The following is an 18,900-nucleotide window of genomic DNA, read 5'->3' as shown; positions in this document are numbered from 1 at the left end:
TTCGGCGCGGCGATGATCGACGGGCCGAACCTGGCGGTCGGCGCACAGTGTGTCAGCGCGGGCGCAGCCAAATCACCCCGGCAGGCAGAGATCCGGAAAGTCACGTGACGGAACGGCATGAGGCCCGGGACCACGAAAAGGGTGGCGGCTGCGGTTGGGGAGACCGCAATCCGCGGTAGGTAAATCGTGTGTAGAAATGACACGAAAGTGAGACAGATCGCCGATGACATCAAGTGAGACAAGCTGGATCAGCGCAGGTCAGAGCAATGCGATATGGCACGGAGGGTAAGAACCTATAGCAACGGTCACGGCTTGCCAATCTGTTTCGAAATTGGTTCCGGCGCCGGCGGATCGCGCATGTGGGAACGCTTCGGCTGCGTCACGTATGCTCATTGCCGCTCCACCCATACCCTGGCGCGCGAGAGCGAAACCAAAAGGGCTGGCGGGCCGGCTGTCTCGAATGATCTGTAAGAGCGTGCCACTGGGGGTCCTTGGCTGATGGTGAACGAATAGCCGGTGATCCCCCCGCCTTCCGCAGCCGGATATCCTCAACGGATCGATGAAAAATCCGCTGGGTGGAATGCGCTGGGATGGAACCTTGGATAGCAGGCCTGCAGCGATACATGCGGCCGCGTTTTGCGCGGACACCCCGGATGACAAGAGCCAGGTTCGAGAGGTCGCAATCCAACTGATAAGCGTTCCCGGGGAACAAGAGCACCACCTCGCGCGTGCGCTGCAAGTGGTCGACGCTGACCTGACAGAAATAGCGCCGCTGCTGTCACAGTCCGGGCTGGGCGATGCGCTGCATCGCAGCAATCGCTGGGCAAGATCCTCCTCGCTCCCACCTGAGTTGGGCGAGCGGTTGAGTCAAGACTCCGAGCCTCGCGTGCGCGGCACCTTGGCGACGGAAATCAAAGCCCATCCGAGCCGTCTCGAGCGCGGCGGTGGTCTGCTCGTGGCTGGGCCCGCCGGTGGCGGTGAGGGTGAATGCGGCAGCGGCGTAGAGCTTTGCGGGCTCGAAGTGGCCAAACCCAAGGCCCTGCCGGCGGGCCTGGTTGAGGTACACGGTGGTGGCAAGTTCGTACATGGTGTTGCTCCGTTCGGTGTGAGTGGCGCGCCGGTCGGCGCTGGGGTGCGGGCAAGCGGGTGAGGGTGGGCGGTCAACCCCGAAGAGTCCGCGCCGAATGGAGCAGGGTTTTCGGTCCGCGCTCGCCGGCGCACAGCGCCCTGGCGGGCTGGCATAGGGCCGAAAAGGTCACTCGGCCTGCGGAGTTCGGCGTGGGCGTGGGTTGAGCGGTCGGGGTCCCCGCCCGCTTACGGTGTGCACCCTGCTGACGGCTAAAGAAGGTGAGGGGCTACGGATTTGGTGGCCACCGCCGGGTGGCCAGACCGGGCGCGCCGGTACCCCATCGGGCTGGAAGAAAAAGGGGGGCCCCGGCCAACCCCGCGGTGGTGCAGGTGCTGGCCGGGCCCGGTGGGGAATTACAGCTGGTCGTTGACTTCGGCGGCGGCCTCGGCGACTTCGTTGAGGAGGTCAACCTCCTGCTCGTCGAGGCCTGCGATGCGGCAGCTGCTGGAGTTGAGGTCATCGAGGGCCGCGGCGCGTTCTTGTCGCAGCGCATGGAGCCGTCTGAGGGCCTGGTCGAGCTCGAGGCGCGGGTCGGTTTCGCGCTGCACGTGGGCGATGACGAGGCCGAGGTAGTCGAGCAGCTGGCGGCGGGTGCCTTGCAGCGCGAGTCCGTCTCCGTTTTCGTTCCACAGGCCCAGGACGTAGGGCTCGGTGAGTTCATTTTCCTTGTCGGGCAGCAATTCCTCGATCCCGCGGGTGCGGGTGTGCAAGGTGTAGAGGCTGTGTGCGGCGTGGCCCCACTCGAAGCGGGCATAGCGGACATCGCAGAGCTTCACGTGCAGCCGCTGGATGATGCTCAGGTCGACTCTCTTGTAACAACGTTCCCCGAAGTAGCGGCGCTGGCGTCAAATGCGCGTTCGCGAGAACTCCTTCGGCGTCCGGTCGTCTTTGAGTTGCTCGTACGCGGCGGACTTCAAGGGGTCCCGCTCAGCGACGCGGACGCGATGATGCAGATCTGGTCGGGATTGGTCTGCCGCGGCGGCAGGACCGATCGGGGATCGGCCCAGGCACGTGAACTAGCCCTGTTAAGTCTCGCCGAACTTTCGTTGACGGGAACTGACGACCTCAATCGTGTTCTAGCGATCGACCCTGTTGCCATCGAGGGCCTGCGGCACGACGGCCTCTTGCGATCTTCAACTGATAATCCGTTCCAGATCGGCCCAGAGTTCAGCCATGACGAGGTGCGGCGGTATGCGGTCGCCCGGCTGATGCTTGGATCCCCAAACGTCACGTCACGGCTCGTCGATGCTCACGCGCCCCGATGGGCATTGAGCGCTGCACGGCTCGCCTGTCAAGTTAGATTGGCGGAGGGGGACAGCCCAAGAAACCCGATGCGAGAGAGATTCTCGCGTATGCAGCAATCGTTCGACGCACTCGCGGAGGCGGGCCACGGGGCCCGGTGCGGTGATGTTCCGGGCGAGGCTTTACTGACGCTAGGAAATCCGGAACCTGTTCTGCGCGCCGCTTGGTCGGATCTCCGCGCCGATAACGATGCGGGCCTGCGCCGCATCAGTCGTCTCGTCGCCCAAAGGCTTGTCGATGGCTCTGGGGTGGTCCAACTTTCGGCAATTGAGCCCGTAATCGATCTCCTCCTGGCGAGCGAACAACCTTGGAGTGCTGGCGAACACGCCGAGACTCTGCTACGTAAGTGGCTTCACGCGTCGATCCACTCGCGGAGGCCGCAAGCTGTCGTTTCGGAACTTCGCGCCCAGAACTTCGCAGGGAAGTGCATACGTCGAGTTCATCCAGTATGACTGTGCAACAGCGTGTTCGCCGATATATATATATACGCACTGTCCTAAAGCGCCTGTGTATCAGCACATTTGGGGATTGCACGCAGTTTACTGGTAACCGTCCATATTCGATCCGTGCATATTCCAGGCGCCTAGTGGGCCAGGTCGATCCGCACGGTGACCGGTGTACTGGCGGAGGCGCGAAAGATGACGCCATCGACTCGGCCGACGAGCCCGTCTGCCTCATCGATGCGGCGGCGGGCGTGCGCGTCGTCCTTGTCGATGACGGTTGCGGTACCGGTATGCCACCGGCGGCCAACTTTGACCTCACACGGGGGTCCTGGCCGAGGTTCTTGACGTAGTCACCTTTCCGGCCATGTTCAGAGACGAGACAAAAGACGTCACCGTCGAGTCCATTACCTACTGGCGTTTGGCGTCGCCGCCCGCTCCGCCGACCTCTGGTTTCGAGTAGCGCGAAAGCTCTCGGCGCAATACCCAGCCGCAGAGCAGCGCGAAATGCTGGGTTGAAGAGTGGGTTTGCCAGGCGGTGCTGAAGCCGGCGCTGGGGAGCCATCAACCTAGGACGCTCGAGGGGCTGAACATTGCTCCGGCGCAGATTCGCACAGCGGGGGTGACTCCACGGAACCGATACCGGTGCAACAGAGGCTGAGCAACTGCGGCAGCTGCTGACCACGGCCATATCCGCACGTACCCAGACCGCTGAACGGTCGACGCGATGGCGCAGGCGTGCAGCGTATCCGCGGATCGACGAGTGGGCAGCCCCACACGTACAGCAGCTCGACGATCATGGTGTTGATGCGGCGGTGGCGGGTTCGATGCCGGCGGCGGCCTCGAGCTCGCGCACCAGCGGTAGCACGGTGCGGCCGAATGCTTCGATCTCTTCCTGGAAGTGCAGGAATCCGGCCAGAATCAGGTCGACGCCCAGTTTGCGGTAGGTGATGATGCGTTCGGCGACTTGTTCGGCGGTGCCGATCAGTTGGGTGCGGAAGCCGTCGTTGTACTGGATGAGGTCTTCGAAGCTGGAGTCGGCCCACATGCCGCGTTTGTCGGAGGTTGATGCGCCGGCCTGCTGTACGGCGGCGGAAAAGCCTTGCACTGCGGGCACGTCGGCCTTGGCAATGATCTCGCGTAGGACGTCACGCGCTTCGGTTTCGGTGTCGCGGACGATGACGAACCCGTTGAGGCCGAACCGGGGACCCTCGGTGCGGCCGGCCGCCGCGGCGATCCGGCGTAGCTCCGCGATCTGCTCGCTGACGCCGGCGTAGTCCTTTCCGTTAGAGAAGTACCAGTCGGCGTAGTGCCCGCCGTTGTGGCGGGCTGCGGTGGAGTTGCCGCCCTGGAAGATTTCGGGGTGGGGCCGGCCGGGCCAGGACAGCGGCTTAGGTTTGAGGCTGAAGTCGCGGATGCGGTAGAAGTCGCCGGCCAGGTTAGCGTGGTCTTGGGTCCAGATGACTTTGAGGGCCTGGATGAATTCTGCGCTGCGCCGGTAGCGTTCGTCGTGCTCGAGCCACGGCTCACCGAGTTGGGTGAACTCGTCTTTGAACCAGCCGCTGACCACGTTGACCGCCACCCGGCCGCCGGAGAGGTGATCGGCGGTGGCCGCCCACTTGGCCAGCACGCCTGGCTGCCATAGCCCGGGGTGCACGGCGGCGATGACCTTGAGCCGTTGGGTGGCTAGTAGCAGGGCCAGGCTGAAGCTGGTCGATTCGTGTTGGTATTCGGCGCCGTAGCTGGCGGTGTAGCGGACCTGGGTCAGCGCGTAGTCGAAGCCGGCGTCCTCGGCTAGCCGGGCCAAGGTGGCGTTGTAGTCAAAGTCCCAGTCGGTGCGCTGCTCGATGGTCGAGGTCACCAGGCCGCCGCTGACGTTGGGCACCCAGTAGGCAAAACGCAGCGGCGTGGGGGTGGGGTCGGTCGCCATGGTGGGTGTCTCCTCGCGCATTCAGTCGGCCCAGGATCGGGGCCGTGAGTCGGCGCCGCTAGCGGTTCACCGGTAGAGCGAGAACTGCGGGTGTCGATGGTTGAGCGCCCAGTCCCCGACCTCCCGCGCTTTGTAGGCCACCGGGTCGTGCAGGGTGTGGGTGCGCAGGTTGCGCCAATGCCGGTCGAATCCGTACGCACTCGATGTGGCTCGGGCGCCCTGGATCTCGAAGAGCCGGCTGGCGGTGTCCAGCGCGATTTTGGTGGAGAAGTATTTGGCCTCATAGACCGCGACCGCGGCCTCGGCGCGCTGATCCTCGCTCAGCGACGGACCGATATCCAACGCGGTCTGCAGGGCGTCGCCGGCCCGGTCGGCCAGCAGGGCCGCGGCGTGCACCTGGCTGGTCAGCTCGCCGACGGTGTGCAGGATGTAGGGGTCGTCGGTGGCGTGTTCGACACCTGAGCTCTCCCACGGTGAGGCGTTGGCCCGTGTCCAGTTCAGGGCCTCGGCCAGGGCGCCTTCGGCGGTGCCGACGTAGAAGTTGACGAACGCCAGTTGCCAGTGTGGGGTGACCAGGGTTTGATACGGGCTGGGTACACTGCCGATGAACGGTTCTTCGCCGAGCACCTCGTCAGGGGTGATGCGGGCGTCGACGACGCGGACACCGCCTGAGTCGGTGAGGCGCTGGCCGATGTTGTCCCAGTCGTCGAGGAAGGTGAAGCCCTCTCGGCCGTCACGCACGTCGAGGGATAAGAAGACCAGTTCGCCGTTCAGGGATGCGGTGACTGAGAGTTGATCTGCGGTGCTGGCTCCGCTGGCGAAAGTCCGCTTGCCGTTGAGCAGAAACCCGTCGCCGTGGCGCGTCAGCGTCAGATCCGAGCCGCCGCGGGGGTTTTGGATGCCGCCCCAGAACAGTCTCTCGGTTGCGTTGCGGCGTGATTGGGCCTCGGCTTGCGCTGGTGTCCCGAACAGCGGGGCGATCCGGGTTTGGGCGAAGTGGTAGCCGATCAGATGCGCGATGGAGGTGTCGCCGCGGGCGATTCGGCGGATGATCTGGACCGCTTGGGCGTAGTTGAATCCCGAACCGCCGTATTCGACCGGTTCTTGCACCTGCAGCAGATTGTTCTGGCGGAGCAGCTCGATTTCCTCGCGCGGGGTGGCGTTGGCTTTGTCTCGTTCGGCCGCCGTCTCACGCAGCTGATCGGCCACGCGGTCGGCGGTAGCCAGCACAGTAGTGACGACATCGGCGGGGGCGGCGGTGTTGACGGTGACCAAGGACATGGCGCTTTACTCCTGGACTCGTTGCCCGCCACGGGGCCCCGCGAGTGCGGCTAACCTGGCGGCGCTCTGATGAATTGAGTACATCTCGGCCCATCGGTGGTGCACAAGGCGATGAACCTGCATCTCACCGAAAATACCGGCGTGACCATTCATTACAGTGCGCACTCGGTAAACTCCAACTTGATTCAAATGGTGCGGTTTTCGGCGAGCAGGATCGGGGTCGGAATGCTCAGCTGGCGAGCAGCTCGGCGCAGTTGGGTGTGGTCGGTACGCCGTTGAATCGATCGGTGAGCCAGGCCATGCTTCGCTCGCCGTCGACGAATTGCGGCAGCAGGATGTTGATATCCAGTTTGTTGAAAAGGGGGGGTTGCTCGTTGGTCCATAGTTGGACGTCGGCGCCCTTCTTGCACCAGTCCGTCGCGGTGTCGCGCGCTGAGGTGTAGGGCGCTAGTGGGTCCCAACGGTTGTGTGAGATATACACCGGCCCTTTGGGTTTGAGGTTGCCGACGCGTTGTGCTGCCAGGATGCTCTTGAACGGGTCAGTGGAGAATATTTGATTCGGGTCGTCTTTGAACCAGAACTGGATGTGGCGGAAGGCGTAGTCGACGCCTCCTTGGACGAGGCAGGTGTGCCCGCTCCAATCCAGCATCTGTACACCGCGTGGGGTCAGCGCGTCCCAGATGGGTTGTTCGGTCGGCGGGTAGGCAGCCTGAATGCCCCGCAGGAGATAGCCGGTCAGGACCGCAAGGAAGTTGCCGTCCACTCCTGGTATCGCTTCGGCCACGTTGGTAAGCGGGGCATTAGCGTAGGTGCCGGCAACGTTGAGTTCGGGTGCGTAGCTCGAGACAAGTTCGGCGGCCGCCAGAGATGCTTGTCCGCCGGATGCCCAGCCCCAGAACGCGACCGGCCCGTGCGGGTCTAGGGAGGTGCCGGGAAGTTTCTGGGCTGCGCGGGCGGCGTCGATCAACGCAGTGCCGGCAGGAATCCGGATCAAAAATTCCGGTGAGGCGGGCCCGTGAATCCCTTCCCCGACACCATCGGTGACGACGATGGCAAATCCGCGGGCCAACAGTGTGGCGATGAATCCCTCCTCGTAGTTCAGGGTTAGATCGAAGCCCTGCGAGAAGTGGATGCCCTGGTCGAACAGCCGCGATGGCGCGCACTGCTCACCCACTCCGTAGGGGCCGACCGCGTAAGCGATCAACGGCCGGGGTCCCTTTCCTGGCCAGGGTGGGTCCGGTTCGATGTAGGTGCCGGTCACCGCAACCGGGTTTCCTTGAGCATCGGTGCTGCGGTACATGATTCGGGTTCCGGTGCCGACGAAGGCGCCCAGCTTGCCGGAGGGCTCGAGCACCAGGTGTGTCGGCTCGGTGCGAATCAGGTCCCCGGGCTTGCCGGCCGGCATCGGGTTTGGCGGGGTGTAGAACTGCTCGTATTTGAGATCATCAGCGCGTGCCGTCGGTGCCGGGGCCAGCATCGGGGAGGCACCGAGAACGGTCGTGAGAGCTAGCGCCGCGGCAGCCGTCAACCCGATCGCGCGTCGCCGTGCGGCGTGCGATCGGCTTGCAACAGCAGCATGGCGTGGCCGGGCATGATCAACCGTCCTCGACGCCGACAGGGCCGTAGCGCTACGGTCCGCCCATGAGCGGCGGCTAAGCCGCGAGGCGTCAGTTCCTATCACGTCTAGCTCCATCCGTTGTTCGGAGCGGCCGCCTATTAGATCCGTGGCGATGTGTGACATCGTCTCCGCCGCAGCGGTTTGCAGATGGCGAGCCGACCGGTTCTGTTGCTCGTCACGGAAAGGTAACAACTCCGCCGACCGCTCACGGTGTACGGCGTGCAGCGCTCACTATTATTCGCGCCGGTGACCATTGGTTACAACAAACGGAGCCGATTACTCCACATTGATTTGAAATAGCGGATATTCACCTCAGCCGCCCGTGAATGGTCCACCGCGGAGCCGCTCGTCGGCAAACGGCGTTCAGCAGTCAATACTTCTGCACCACAGCGTGTGTAATTAAGTACGACGTGAACAGCCGTAGCCGTCAGCGGAAGAGTCCGCAAAATACAAACACGGTTGTGTACCCGGGGTTTTGGACGCGAGGCTCGTCGCCAAGGGCAGGAAGACGCCGTCGACGATCTCGGCGATCGTCTCCGGCGACGCTGGCCGCATTGACATGAAGAGTTCGTGGCGGAGCAGGTCGCCGGGCAGCGCCTTGATGCGATCCGGCAGCGGGTTCGGCCCGAGTTCGCCTCGGGCGACGGCACTTCGAGTATCACGTCCATCCTCGCGGGGCCGACCGTATGTGTCTGTAGTCTGCGCGGCATGGCCGATGAAATTGCGGTCGCGCACCACGAGGCGGCCCACACCGTCGCTGCGCTGATGACTGTGAACAACGGGCTACGTGATGACCGGATAGCCGTCACCATGGTGACGATCGACGGAGGTCCGTCCGGGGGCAACAGCAAGGTACTGATATCAAGCGATCGCCCGGTGCAGGCCGCGTTCATTTATTACGCGGGCCCGTGGGCAGAGGCCCGCTTGCAGTGGGGTAAGCCAGCGCACGGAGTGGACGACACCGACGAAGACGGTAAGTCATTTCGCCAGATCGTCGCTGAGAAATTCAACTTTGGGGCTGACAGTGATGGCGCCTGCTATGCAAGCCTAATCCAGGCCGTCCCAAGCCTTCCCGACAACGAGCCGTACTGGTTGGGCCAACTAGAACAAGCGTGGCCAGTTGTCGAAAAGATGGCCGGTGCGCTGCTTGACCGGCTCAACGGCGCAGAGCCGCGGCCGTACCTGCCTGAGTTGGGCGGCAACCGCACGATGCGAAACGTCTCCATGACCCACGGCGAGGTTGTGGAGTTGGTTAAGCCGCTGCTGGAGACGTGCGGGATGTGGCGTTGCCTCTCGTAGCCGAGCGCCGCGCCCATCAGCGGTACCGACAGCAGCAATGAGAATTGTCGCTATCTGGCACGAATCCGACTGCGGGACATCAGGAATCTTCCGCGCCTCTGACATGCGCGGCTGCGCGTCGCTTGACGATATCCGTTGCAGGTTGCCTGCCAACCGGAGAAGGAGTCGATCCTTTGGGCCCGGATCGCTGGGCGCTGAGTGTCAGTCCGTGGGCAACCGTGGAATGACCCGTCGATCCTTTGGGCCCGGATCGCTAGGCGAAGTCCTCTTGACTCATTGTAGCCAGTGGCACGCTAGGCCGGCGGGTCAAGGCTGCACCGGTGGTTGCGCCGCTCGAGCGAGCATCAGCGCCGTCGCTGAAAGATCGGGGTCATAGGTGCGACCGCACCCGGCACAAATGATCTTGCGGTGCCGCCGTCGGCTCTCTACCCGGTTCTCATATCCACAGCCGGCGTGAATTCGGCTCAACCCCGCAGCGGGCACCACTATCACCGGAACGCCGTCGCGGGTGGCTGCGGCGACCATGCTCGACCGCAGAGCGCCAGGAGCTGCATGATCGCGGCGGCGATCGATTTGGCGCTGTAGATCAGTAGGAATCCTAGTGCGCTCCAATGTGTTTCGGATCACGGCAGAGATATTGGTGTCATCGACGAACAAGGCGCCCGCACTGGCTGACCAACGCGCTTGCAACCCGCCGCCACAAGTCCGTGCGGTGGCCGAGGGCTCGTGCACGGCCGTGCGCTTGCTGTTGCCATAACAGTTTGTCGGCCCGCCGCCAGGCCTCAAGCGGTTCGGCGATCTCGAGGTCGGAGTCGCGCCACCCGAGCGCGAGGGCGGCGAATCGCGCGGGGGAGTGCCACCGCGCAGCATCGGCGGCCGTGATCTGTTCGTCGGGCCGGATCGGATGCGACCGCGGCCCGTGGTCGGCAAGCCACATGCTCAGCCGGTCCCGGATGACGCTCAATGCCGCATCACGAGCCGAGGCGATCTCGGCGTAACGCTCTAGCCGCGTCCCGATAGAGCCGGGCGCGATGATGCGGCCCGAGACTCCCTCGACGATGGGCACGATCACGTCGGCCAGTTCGGGTGGGATCGCCACTGGCCGGTCTGAGCGCCAATGCGCGACCACGACGCCCTCATCGATGGCATGCCAGCCCAAATGTATTGCCAGGGTGGGGAGATCGCGGCGGTGGGGGACAGTCGGATGGGGGAGCCGCGCGGTGATCGAAAGCCGCGCCCGCAGATCGGCGCCGAGTCGGGTGACGGTGAGTTTAGCGCGAGTGATATCGGCGTCTTGGGGCAGCCAGCGGTGGGCTTGGACCGGCAAGTCAATCCACTGTGGTTGGCCCCCAAGGGATCCACAGCGCATCCGCACCGTGATCCGTCCTGCGCGGCGCTGCTCGGCGCGGGTCATGGATGCCCACTGGTCGGGATCCACCCACGGCAAGTGCAGGACGTTATGGTAGCGCCCGGCGGGATCGGCGAGCAGCATCGGAGTCCGTGCCGGCGCGCCGGTGGTCCGCTGCAGTTGGACCGCGAGAGTGCCGGTGCCGTCAAAGCGGTGGTGGCGCAGCGCAGCTGGGCGGCTTTGGGCGCGCTGTTGCTGGATTCGGCGCACCGCCGCTTTATGTTCGTCCATGACGCTGTTGAACGTCGCCCAGAACAGCGTCGGGTCGCCGTGTTGGCAGTAGGTGCGATAGAGAGCTTTCTGCTCGGCCGCCAGTTGCGCGCCGCGATCGCGGCGCCGCTGCTCGGCGTCTTGCCTGACCTGCGTGATCGCTTCCCGGCGGGCGTGACGCGCGGCTTTGAGCACGGTCCTGGCGTCGTGTAGTCGCTCGGTGATCGCGGTATCCACCCGTTTGCCTCTGGCCGCGGAGCGGGCAGCCTTCAATGCCTCGTTGGCCGCGGCGGCCTCTGCTTCGCTCGCCGCGACGTGAGCTTCGGTGGCCGCCACCGTCGGATACGACGACCAGATCGCCTTGATGTCTTCGTCATAGGCCAGTTGCAAGGTGACCAGATCCTCGCGCAGGCTATGTGCGAGCCGCAGCTGCTGGCGGACAACCTCAGGAATTTGCCATCGGTAGTGGACGCCCATTGTGTGAACGGTGATGGCGCCCTCGGACGTCGCTGGCCCCGGCTGAGCGAGGTCATCATGGGGCGCCGTCGTTGGAGTGCTCACAGGATCGTGTAGCCAATCTCGCCAGCTGCTGCTTGCGTGATCGACCAGACCAGCGGGTGCGCAAGCGGGCGCGAGAACGCCGGCATCGTCGGCATCGAGTCCGCGGCCGCGGTCCACAAAACAATGTTGGGCCGCCCGGTCATCGTCGACGGGACGTAGAGCCCGTCCAAGTCAGGCCAGGTCGTATAGATAGCGCGGGCCCAGCGCCGGCATACCGAGCGCGGCGCGGCCAGTAGTGCGGTCGAGGCGCTGTTGCGCAGCAGCCAAGTTCTGGACAAGTCGAGCAGATGCAATGGCCGCTGGGGATGCCAGGCGGTCACGGTCGGAGTGCCTGCGCGGGTGTCGATCACGCGCGTTGTTTGGTAGACCTCGGCCAGGCTGGTTGCGAGATCGGCTGCGGCATACAGCACACCGTCGTTCCCTGCGCCAGGTGCAGGGCCCGGGTGGGCATCCCACCGCATCGATGGCAGCGGCCCGTAGGTGCGCAGTTGGTTCCAAGGCAGCACGTGCTCGCCGGCGGTGCGGTGGACCCGCCATAGCGTGCCGGTGTAGTCGATGCAGTCTTGCGGTTCTTGGACGAGCTGCGCGGGGGGTGTTCGAGGCGCTTTCGGTTTGGGCTGTGGGCTCACCAGCGTCCGAGATCCTCGAGGAATCCGGCGACCAACTCGGGGTCACCGCCCGCGGCCAGATGCTCGATCGGCGTGCGGTTGTCAAAGTCGGGCTGCGCGGTGTGCATGAACGCATCCAGGACCGCGGGGGTAGCGTCGCGTGGTATCGCAGGCACGATTACGTCCAAGCCCGGAAGCAGCTCCTTCCCGAGGAACTGCCAGCGGGGGATGCGTCGGCTTCCCTGAAGATCGAAGGCCAATAACGCTTTTCCGGTGATCCGCCGTGACACGCGCGACCGATCGACACCCAAGATCGCGGCGGCTTCTTTGATGCTGACCGATCCAGAAAGCGCGCCGGTGAGTTGCCGCAACGCAACACGGGCGCGGGCCTGGCGCTCATCGTCGGCCGACCATGTCTCGATAACTGCCTCGACGCTGGGTTCGGCATGGGTGCGAAGAAAGTCCACCTCCGTCTTCGACAGCGTGGTTGCTCCCGGGATCGCCGCAAACGCGGAATCCAGCTCGTCGAGAACCTCTTCTACCGACAGGTCAATCCGATGCTTCGCCAATAGGGCACCCAACGCGGGCGCCGCCGAACCGTTCATATGCACATATTAGCACGCATGTGCTGACCTGTGCGCCCGCGCTTTGGGCCCCGCAGAACGGGGCGCGCACGGATCCCGCGACGATAAGGTTGGCTCGTGACTAGCCGACTGCGCGGTGCGGTCGCTGCGGCGACGGTGGTGAGCGTCGTCGCGATGATCGCCGTTAGCGCCGCGGGGTGCACCACGGTCATCAAAGGACACGGCGCCTCGATGCTCTACGACCCCTTCCACGTCGGGGGCCTGCTGGCGGTCGACGGCCCAAGCGGACCTCGCAGCGACGCACCCCAACCCACCGGCACAGTGGAAAACACCGACCATGGTGACGACGACACCTTGGTGCTGTTGTCGGTCAACGACATTCAAAGTTTCTGGCGCTCCAACTTCAGCAAATTTTTCAAAGGCGACTTCAAGCCCGTCGACGAACTCGTCTCCTACGACTCCGAGGATCCGGCCAGCCCTGCCGTATGCCATCACCGGACCTACAAACTGATCAACGCGTTGTTCTCGCCGCGCTGCCACCTGATCGCCTGGGACCGCGGGGTGCTGATCCCCACCGGCAAAACATATTTCGGATCGATGCCGGTCACAGGCATCTTCGCTCACGAGTATGGTCACGCCATTCAGGACATGGCCAACATCGCCCCCCGCGGCACATCGACGATCGTGCTAGAACAGCAGGCGGACTGCTTCGGCGGTGTCTATATGCGCTGGGTTGCCGAAGGCAAATCGACGCGGTTCACCCTCAGTACCGGCGACGGGCTCGACCATGTACTGGCCGGCCTGATCACCCTGCGTGACCCGATCCTTACCCCCGACGATCGGGGCTGATCGAAGAAGGCCACGGCACCGCGCTCGACCGCGTCAGTGCTTTCCAGGTGGGCTTTGTCTCAGGCGCGTCGGCGTGCGCCGCGATCGACGACAACGAGGTCAAGCAGCGTCGCGGGGACTTGCCGATCGCGTTGACCTACGACCAATCCGGTCACTTAGAGACCGGGGAAGTGCCCATCACCGAGCAAACCCTGTCGTCGCTGATGGACACCCTCGGGGCGATCTTCGCCCTGAAAAGCCCTCCGCAGCTTTCCTATACCGCCGCCGGTTGCGCCGACGCCCAAGCCAGCCCGCCCGCCTCATACTGCCCGGCCACCAACACCATCGCTGTCGATCTCGCCCAGCTCCAAAAAATGGGAGCACCCGGTAATGAGCAGTCCGGTCATATGCTGATCCAGGGCGATGACACCGCGATGTCGGTAGTGATGTCGCGGTATGTCCTTGCGGTGCAACACGAACGCGGCCTCAAGCTCGACTCACCGGTGAGCGCATTGCGGACCGCCTGCCTTACCGGCCTGGCGCACCGCAAAATGGCTGGCCCGGTGTCGGTGCCATCGGGCAATGCGCTGACCCTAACTGCCGGCGACCTCGACAAAGCTGTCGCCGGACTGTTGACCAACCACCTGGCGGCCAGCGACGTCAACGGGCAGACCGTGCCGGCGGGGTTTACCCGGATCACCGCATTTCGCTCCGGGGTCGTCAACACCAACGACGACCTGTGCTACCAACGTTTCACCGACGCCTGAAAAGAGCCACACGCAGATGCTGGATCAATGCAGGCCCGGAGGGCGAGCAGCAACACAGTGCGCCGACAACCGCTCGCCTTCGAGGCATTGAATCCGCAATCCCACTGAGCATTTCACCGTATTGAGGCAGGCTTAGCGCAATGAGCACCGATTGGGGGCCCGGGAAGGGCGATGAGCCGACGATGAACCTCCCGCAGCACCCGGCAGCGCCGCCACCGACGACGGGGGGAGGACCCTTCCCGCAACCCGGCCCGGCCTGGCAGCCGCCTCAAGCCCCACCACACTGGCAGGGGCCACCGGGTGGGCCGCCGTATCCCTACCCCGTAGGCGGGCCGGGCATGCCGCCCATCGGATACCCGCCGCGGCGGCGCCGGCGTTGGCCCTGGTGGGTTGCCGGTGCGATCACCGCCGTGATCACGGTAGTGGTCATCACACTGGTGGTGGGCGGCAACGATTCGACGACGACGTCGAAATCGGCGGCGCCGTCATCGACGCGGGCACCAGCCTCGAGTAGGCCCGCCCCGCCGGCACCGTCACCGAGCGCCTCGCCGGCAGCGCCGGCGCTAGACATCGCAGCGCTGCCGAGCCTGCTGGCATCTGCCGACCAGGTCGGCAACATACTCCACGACGTGCAGATGCGACCGCGTGAGGTGGCGACGTCGCTTGCCTCGGACGTATCGATAGACCCGGCAAAGTGCGCCAGCGCGGTGGCCCCGGCGTTGGCAAGCACCTACACAGGGTCGGGGTATACCGGCGTGGCAGTTCAAGGACTGATGGAGGCCAGCCCGGGACGCCACAAGGTGATTCAGGCGGTGGCGGCGTTCCCAGACGAGGCTGCCGCGCAGCAGTTTTACACCCAGCAGCTATCGGCGTGGCGAGGGTGCCGACTGACCGGCGTCACCGTTTCCTTCACCAACGGCCAACCCGATGACCACGCCACGATCACGATCATCAGCGAGACCGAAGGCATCGCCAGCACGGTCTTGCTGCCCGCCGGGGCGAACGAACACCAAGGCAGTGAGTGTGAGCGCGCGATGGGGGTGCGGCGCAACGTCGTTGTGGATGTGCGCGCGTGCGGGCAAAACACCATCACCACGGGCACGTTTCTGGTCCGCGCGATCAATGACAACATCGCCCGCCACTAGCTAGCCAGCAGCGCGGGTTCGGGTGGCGAGAGTTTCCGGGGAGGGGCCGGCGTCATGACCATGGAGGAATAGGTGCCCACTGTCAGCGCGCGGTTGTGGCGTGCCGACGCGATCGTCTTGTTCGACTGGTTGGCCCGTGCCGATCTGAACACCGTGCCGATCACGCATTCGGCGCAAAAGCAAGCGCTGGCAGATCTTTTGAGCCGCTTCGAATGGGCGGCCGACGCGGATGTGACCTCGGCGACTGCCGACGAGATCGCAGCGGCCCAAGCAGAAGTGGCCCGCGATATGGCTTGGTGAGGCGACCAGAATGATCAGGCCACCTCGTCTCGCGCATCGAGGTCGATACCGAGCACGGGCGGTAACCTGTTATCGATCTACCGAAACCCATGGGAAGAATTTGATGCGGATCCTGCGCGCATCGCGCGCATTCGCGACGGCGACGGCTATCACGGTCTCGATGGTTACCGGCTGCGTCTCGGGCGTCCACCAGGCCGGCTCACCCACATCGCCCGCGGTGCCCGCCGGTTGGCCGTCGACCCTCAACGATTTCACGATGGTCTGGACCGCCGAGCCCGGCGTCGACATCACCTCTTGGCCAGCCGTGGCGGTGCGGGCCTTCACCGAGTCCTACGTGCTCGTCTCCATCACGGGTGACAACAAGTACCTGTATCCCGGGTTCCAGCAGTCGGTCGATCCCAACCAGTCCATCGACCATCCCACCGGAACCCAATTTCTGTGGCCCAAGACCAATGCGCCCGAACCCGCGTGGGTGGGGACCGACGAGGTGTACATCTCGTCAGTGACGACGTCCGGTCGCGATGTGACGGTGGTGGCCTGTGAGTACACGTTTGGCACAGCCCAACCAGCCCGCAACGGTTACGAACCCAATATCGGTGAGCCGCCACCGTATTCAGGCATCGACTCCATGCGGATCACGATGACGGCCCCCGCCAAGCCGGGACCGCAGATCCCTCAGCGGGGACCGGCCCGCTCACCGTCGGTCGACGTCTTCAACGGCTGGCGGATCACCAGCCATCAAGGCGGTTACTTCGCCCAGTCCGGAGTCGGCGACGAATGGCCAAATGCCCTCGAGGACAGAGACACCTGCCTCGCTAAAGCGCCCGAACACCGCGACCTCAAACGCGGCGGCCGGTATCCTCGCTCCTACTTCGCTACCCAGCCGCCGTCGCCAGGGTGGCCGGCTCCAAGCGCGGCATGATGACGTTCTGCATCAAACTTTGTTGGCCACGAACTTGCTCGTCTCATCGCCGCGATGCTGGAAGGGCAATGGTTCATGACGGCGCTCGGTCCACCTGGAGCCGACCATGGCGTGGACATATTGGCGGGCTGTGGCCCCATCGGACTCGATAGTCCGCGCGTAGTTGTGCAAGCCAAGACCGGCCAATCTGGGATCGGCGAGTTCAGATCACTGCGCGGACTTGTTACCTCACTCGGGCCGTCAAGGCCTGCTGGTTGCGTGGCGCGGCTTCGAGGGAACAGTCCGCGCCGAGGCAACGAAGGACTACTTCACGACACGGATATGGGACACAGAGGATCTGCTGACAGCCTTGTTCTCTGTGTACGATCGCCTGTCGGCGAGCGTACGGTCCGAACTCCCCCTCCAACACGTCTGGGCGCTAGTGCCGCTGCAAGCGGCATGCCCCGCCTCATGACCGCCGTTCTTAAAAGGCAAGGCCGTAGCAGAACAAGAGCAGCAGTAGCACCGGGATGAGGGACATCAGCGTGAGCACGCCCATTACTTGGAGGAAGGGGTGCGGGCGTACCGCCACGGCGCTCGCGGCCAGGCCAGTCGCGACGACGATCAACCAGGTCGAAGCGAGGACGCCGATTCGAGCTGAATGCACGATCGCCGCGGAATTGTCCGGGTAGTAGCCCTCTTCGAGCTTGACCCCGAACACCGGGCTGCTCAACTCTTTGAACAACAGCAGGATCACCAGCGAGATCACCACCATCGCCAGCAGGGCCAGGCACGCCCCTAAAAGGTTGCGGTTAGGCGGCTTTGGCGCCGGATCGGGATAGGTTCGCGCCGCCTGGCTCATGTCGAGGCGCATTGTCAGATTTTTGTTCCCTTTGGGGCGCTGACCTCGTAGCTGCCCTTGTCGTCGGTGAAGGTGACCGTGAATTGGTGTTTGATGTGGTCGATGGTGGCCTGGCAGGTGAAGCTGGCTCCCTTGAGGATGGTGGGGTTGTGGCCGTCGTTGCAGGTGACGTCGCTGACGTTCTTGGCGGCATAACCGTTCGGATCGGACAAGACGTGCGTGACGCCGGCTGCGACAGCGCGGACGTCGAGTTGTTTGGTGACGAGAAAGCCGGGCGCCACGAATCCCGCGAAGAGCACCGCCGCGGTGATCGCGGCGATCGCGCCGCCCAGGTAGAGCGGAAGGTGTTTGCCGCGCAGGCCAACTCGGGGGTCACGTGCCGTGAAGGCGGTTGGTGCCCAGGGGTTTGCGCCTGGTGGTAGGTGAGGCTGCGGGTAAGGGAAGGGTCCGGGCTGGGGCGTCATCGGGAAGGCTTGTGGTCGGAGCAGTGGCTGGGTCGGCGGTTCGTAGAAGCCCTGGGGAGCGACCGGCGGCATGGCCGGCGTGTACGGGTGATGCGGTAGCGCGATCGATGGCTGCTTTGGGTGTTGCATCGGCGACCTTTCTCTATGCGTGCCCGAGGACCGCAATGGCATCGTGCCCGAACAGTAACCCAAGCAATACCCACAGCGCAATGGTTCCTAAACCACAGCGCACTTGTGGGGTCGTCCCACTTTGCGTGCCATGGGCCCGGTAAAGCAACCCGCGGCGGCAAATCACTTTAGTTTACCTACCTGCATAAAGGTGGTGACGGCGCCCATCGGTACGCGCGACGCGAGAAACGCAGAACGCCGCAAAGCCCTCGACAGCACCGCTGTGCTTTCCAGCCCGCGGCGATTCGAATGAGGTAGGATTTAGCCGAGCGCTATGTTTAACAGCAGAGCATCAGTGCCTCAACCGGGAAAGGGAGCGACGATTGACTGCCAGCCCAGTGACGACGCCCGCGCTAATTGTGCGGGTCGGTCGCGCGACGCACACCCTTCACGCCGCCGCGGGCGCGGCATTCATCGGCAGAGATCCTGAAGCGGCGGTCGACATCGATGATGAGCTGGTCTCACGCCGCCATGTTGTCCTCGAACCCCACCCCGATGGTTGGTACGCCGTCGATGTCAGCACCAACGGAATGTTCGTCGACGGAGTCCGTCGCACCCCAGTACCCATTACCGGTACCACCACCCTGCACCTCGGGGCGCCTGACGGGGTGGCAGTGACCCTTACCACCGGCGTGACTCACGATGAATCGACCCAGTCCCTGGGACCGGCTCAGGCCGAACGTTCCTCGCGGACCGGGAAAACCGACCCGGGCTTTCTGCGCGCTGGCCAAGCGGTCCGTGCGCGCCGCAACCAGTTGCGCATCTCCCAGCGCAGCCTGGACAGAGATGGGATCTACAACCAATCTGCTCTGATCAATTTCGAGATGGGTCGCAGCTGGCCGCATCCAAGCACGCAGGCAAAGCTAGAAGAGGTCTTGGATTTGCCCGCCGGTTACATCGAGGCGCAGCGGCGCGAGGGCGAGCGAACAGCAGCGGCCGTCCCTGCGGCTGGTAGTGACGAGGCGACCGAGGTGTTCACCGACTCCATTCACGCACCGACCATGGCGCGCACGGTCGAGCTCGCCCTGCAAGGCGTCAGCGCGATCATCGCGGACTTGCCTGAGCCGACCACCCCGGACTTCACCGCCAAAGCCA

The 18,900-nt window shown here is 64.4% G+C and carries 17 protein-coding genes and 3 pseudogenes; 9 read left to right on the top strand and 11 right to left on the bottom strand.

From position 1 onward, the window contains the following. Positions 1–559 precede the first annotated feature (559 nt). Positions 560–1,150, top strand: coding sequence for a hypothetical protein (locus A9W96_RS31790; protein ID WP_156765408.1), 591 nt, complete (start codon positions 560–562; stop codon positions 1,148–1,150). A 332-nt stretch (positions 1,151–1,482) separates the two neighbouring features. Here the strand turns inward: A9W96_RS31790 and A9W96_RS25470 are convergent, their stop codons facing one another. Beyond that, positions 1,483–1,905 carry a hypothetical protein gene (locus tag A9W96_RS25470; protein WP_067143984.1) on the bottom strand — a complete coding sequence of 141 codons (423 nt, stop codon included), beginning with the start codon at positions 1,903–1,905 and terminating at the stop codon, positions 1,483–1,485. On the opposite strand from A9W96_RS25470, the gene A9W96_RS32890 reads away from it, so the two are divergent. Beyond that, positions 1,906–2,883 carry a hypothetical protein gene (locus A9W96_RS32890; protein WP_231999887.1) on the top strand — a complete coding sequence of 326 codons (978 nt, stop codon included), beginning with the start codon at positions 1,906–1,908 and terminating at the stop codon, positions 2,881–2,883. Between the two features lie 310 nt (positions 2,884–3,193). On the opposite strand, the pseudogene A9W96_RS33490 reads toward A9W96_RS32890, so the two are convergent. The 4 genes and pseudogenes from A9W96_RS33490 to A9W96_RS25445 all read right to left on the bottom strand — a co-directional run. Beyond that, a pseudogene (locus A9W96_RS33490) lies at positions 3,194–3,436 on the bottom strand (nitroreductase/quinone reductase family protein); the annotation flags it as partial. A gap of 231 nt (positions 3,437–3,667) precedes the next feature. Further along, positions 3,668–4,801, bottom strand: coding sequence for a dimethylsulfone monooxygenase SfnG (gene sfnG, locus A9W96_RS25455; RefSeq protein WP_067144124.1), 1,134 nt, complete (start codon positions 4,799–4,801; stop codon positions 3,668–3,670). 66 nt (positions 4,802–4,867) lie between these two features. Then, positions 4,868–6,082, bottom strand: coding sequence for an acyl-CoA dehydrogenase family protein (locus A9W96_RS25450; protein WP_067143977.1), 1,215 nt, complete (start codon positions 6,080–6,082; stop codon positions 4,868–4,870). Positions 6,083–6,311: 229 nt separating this feature from the next. Beyond that, positions 6,312–7,559 (bottom strand): lipase family protein, encoded by a 1,248-nt coding sequence (locus A9W96_RS25445; RefSeq protein WP_082972603.1) that lies wholly within the window; start codon positions 7,557–7,559, stop codon positions 6,312–6,314. Positions 7,560–8,270: 711 nt separating this feature from the next. Here A9W96_RS25445 and A9W96_RS25440 point away from each other — a divergent pair. After that, the gene (locus tag A9W96_RS25440) at positions 8,271–8,999 is read left to right on the top strand and encodes a hypothetical protein (protein ID WP_067143975.1); all 729 of its coding nucleotides are present in this window, start codon (positions 8,271–8,273) and stop codon (positions 8,997–8,999) included. Between the two features lie 643 nt (positions 9,000–9,642). On the opposite strand, the gene A9W96_RS25435 is transcribed toward A9W96_RS25440, so the two are convergent. The 3 genes from A9W96_RS25435 to A9W96_RS25425 all read right to left on the bottom strand — a co-directional run bounded on the left by A9W96_RS25435 (position 9,643) and on the right by A9W96_RS25425 (position 12,391). After that, positions 9,643–11,094: a hypothetical protein gene (locus A9W96_RS25435; RefSeq protein WP_067143973.1), complete on the bottom strand. Its 1,452-nt coding sequence runs from the start codon at positions 11,092–11,094 to the stop codon at positions 9,643–9,645. Between the two features lie 80 nt (positions 11,095–11,174). Continuing rightward, positions 11,175–11,807, bottom strand: a complete 633-nt coding sequence (locus A9W96_RS25430) for an RES family NAD+ phosphorylase (protein ID WP_067143971.1) — start codon at positions 11,805–11,807, stop codon at positions 11,175–11,177. Beyond that, on the bottom strand, positions 11,804–12,391 hold the full coding sequence (locus tag A9W96_RS25425) for a helix-turn-helix domain-containing protein (RefSeq protein WP_067143969.1): 588 nt from the start codon (positions 12,389–12,391) through the stop codon (positions 11,804–11,806). The genes A9W96_RS25430 and A9W96_RS25425 overlap by 4 nt, the downstream gene beginning before the upstream one ends. A gap of 153 nt (positions 12,392–12,544) precedes the next feature. Between A9W96_RS25425 and A9W96_RS25420 the strand changes: the two are divergent. Further along, positions 12,545–13,965 (top strand): annotated as a pseudogene (locus A9W96_RS25420) (peptidase). A gap of 316 nt (positions 13,966–14,281) precedes the next feature. Here the strand turns inward: A9W96_RS25420 and A9W96_RS32885 are convergent. Continuing rightward, positions 14,282–14,536 (bottom strand): hypothetical protein, encoded by a 255-nt coding sequence (locus tag A9W96_RS32885; RefSeq protein WP_067143967.1) that lies wholly within the window; start codon positions 14,534–14,536, stop codon positions 14,282–14,284. On the opposite strand from A9W96_RS32885, the gene A9W96_RS30845 reads away from it, so the two are divergent. From A9W96_RS30845 to A9W96_RS33485, 4 genes and pseudogenes are all read left to right on the top strand, one after another. Further along, the gene (locus A9W96_RS30845; RefSeq protein WP_255363001.1) at positions 14,535–15,110 is read left to right on the top strand and encodes a sensor domain-containing protein; all 576 of its coding nucleotides are present in this window, start codon (positions 14,535–14,537) and stop codon (positions 15,108–15,110) included. The genes A9W96_RS32885 and A9W96_RS30845 overlap by 2 nt on opposite strands. Positions 15,111–15,182: 72 nt before the next feature. Next, a complete protein-coding gene (locus A9W96_RS25405; protein WP_197499639.1) occupies positions 15,183–15,410 on the top strand; it encodes a hypothetical protein in 228 nt (75 codons plus the stop codon). Positions 15,411–15,570: 160 nt separating this feature from the next. After that, the gene (locus A9W96_RS25400; protein WP_231999885.1) at positions 15,571–16,332 is read left to right on the top strand and encodes a hypothetical protein; all 762 of its coding nucleotides are present in this window, start codon (positions 15,571–15,573) and stop codon (positions 16,330–16,332) included. Between the two features lie 30 nt (positions 16,333–16,362). Next, a pseudogene (locus tag A9W96_RS33485) lies at positions 16,363–16,845 on the top strand (restriction endonuclease); the annotation flags it as partial. Here A9W96_RS33485 and A9W96_RS25395 read toward each other — a convergent pair. Continuing rightward, complete coding sequence (locus A9W96_RS25395) at positions 16,796–17,185, bottom strand: hypothetical protein (protein WP_067143963.1); 390 nt, start codon at positions 17,183–17,185, stop codon at positions 16,796–16,798. The pseudogene A9W96_RS33485 and the gene A9W96_RS25395 overlap by 50 nt on opposite strands. 2 nt (positions 17,186–17,187) lie before the next feature. Then, positions 17,188–17,766 carry a DUF4333 domain-containing protein gene (locus A9W96_RS25390; RefSeq protein WP_231999883.1) on the bottom strand — a complete coding sequence of 193 codons (579 nt, stop codon included), beginning with the start codon at positions 17,764–17,766 and terminating at the stop codon, positions 17,188–17,190. Between the two features lie 377 nt (positions 17,767–18,143). Between A9W96_RS25390 and A9W96_RS25385 the strand changes: the two genes are divergently transcribed. Beyond that, the coding region (locus A9W96_RS25385; RefSeq protein ID WP_156765407.1) for an FHA domain-containing protein at positions 18,144–18,900 on the top strand (757 nt) is incomplete at its 3' end.

Origin of the sequence: Mycobacterium sp. 1245852.3 (assembly GCF_001669335.1) — a bacterium.
In the GTDB taxonomy this organism is placed as follows: domain Bacteria; phylum Actinomycetota; class Actinomycetes; order Mycobacteriales; family Mycobacteriaceae; genus Mycobacterium; species Mycobacterium europaeum_A.
The sequence above is the reverse complement of the archived record's forward strand: the minus strand, read 5'-3'. Positions and strand labels throughout refer to the sequence as shown.

What these genes read in the sequence shown, in the direction of transcription:
- A9W96_RS31790 (WP_156765408.1), top strand. Translation starts at nt 560, where the DNA reads ATGAAAAATCCGCTGGGTGGAATGCGCTGGGATGGAACCTTGGATAGC.
- sfnG (WP_067144124.1), bottom strand. Translation starts at nt 4,801, where the DNA reads ATGGCGACCGACCCCACCCCCACGCCGCTGCGTTTTGCCTACTGGGTG.
- A9W96_RS25450 (WP_067143977.1), bottom strand. Translation starts at nt 6,082, where the DNA reads ATGTCCTTGGTCACCGTCAACACCGCCGCCCCCGCCGATGTCGTCACT.
- A9W96_RS25445 (WP_082972603.1), bottom strand. Translation starts at nt 7,559, where the DNA reads ATGCTGGCCCCGGCACCGACGGCACGCGCTGATGATCTCAAATACGAG.
- A9W96_RS25435 (WP_067143973.1), bottom strand. Translation starts at nt 11,094, where the DNA reads ATGGGCGTCCACTACCGATGGCAAATTCCTGAGGTTGTCCGCCAGCAG.
- A9W96_RS25425 (WP_067143969.1), bottom strand. Translation starts at nt 12,391, where the DNA reads ATGAACGGTTCGGCGGCGCCCGCGTTGGGTGCCCTATTGGCGAAGCAT.
- A9W96_RS32885 (WP_067143967.1), bottom strand. Translation starts at nt 14,536, where the DNA reads ATGTCTAGCGCCGGCGCTGCCGGCGAGGCGCTCGGTGACGGTGCCGGC.
- A9W96_RS25400 (WP_231999885.1), top strand. Translation starts at nt 15,571, where the DNA reads ATGGTTACCGGCTGCGTCTCGGGCGTCCACCAGGCCGGCTCACCCACA.
- A9W96_RS25395 (WP_067143963.1), bottom strand. Translation starts at nt 17,185, where the DNA reads ATGCGCCTCGACATGAGCCAGGCGGCGCGAACCTATCCCGATCCGGCG.
- A9W96_RS25390 (WP_231999883.1), bottom strand. Translation starts at nt 17,766, where the DNA reads ATGCAACACCCAAAGCAGCCATCGATCGCGCTACCGCATCACCCGTAC.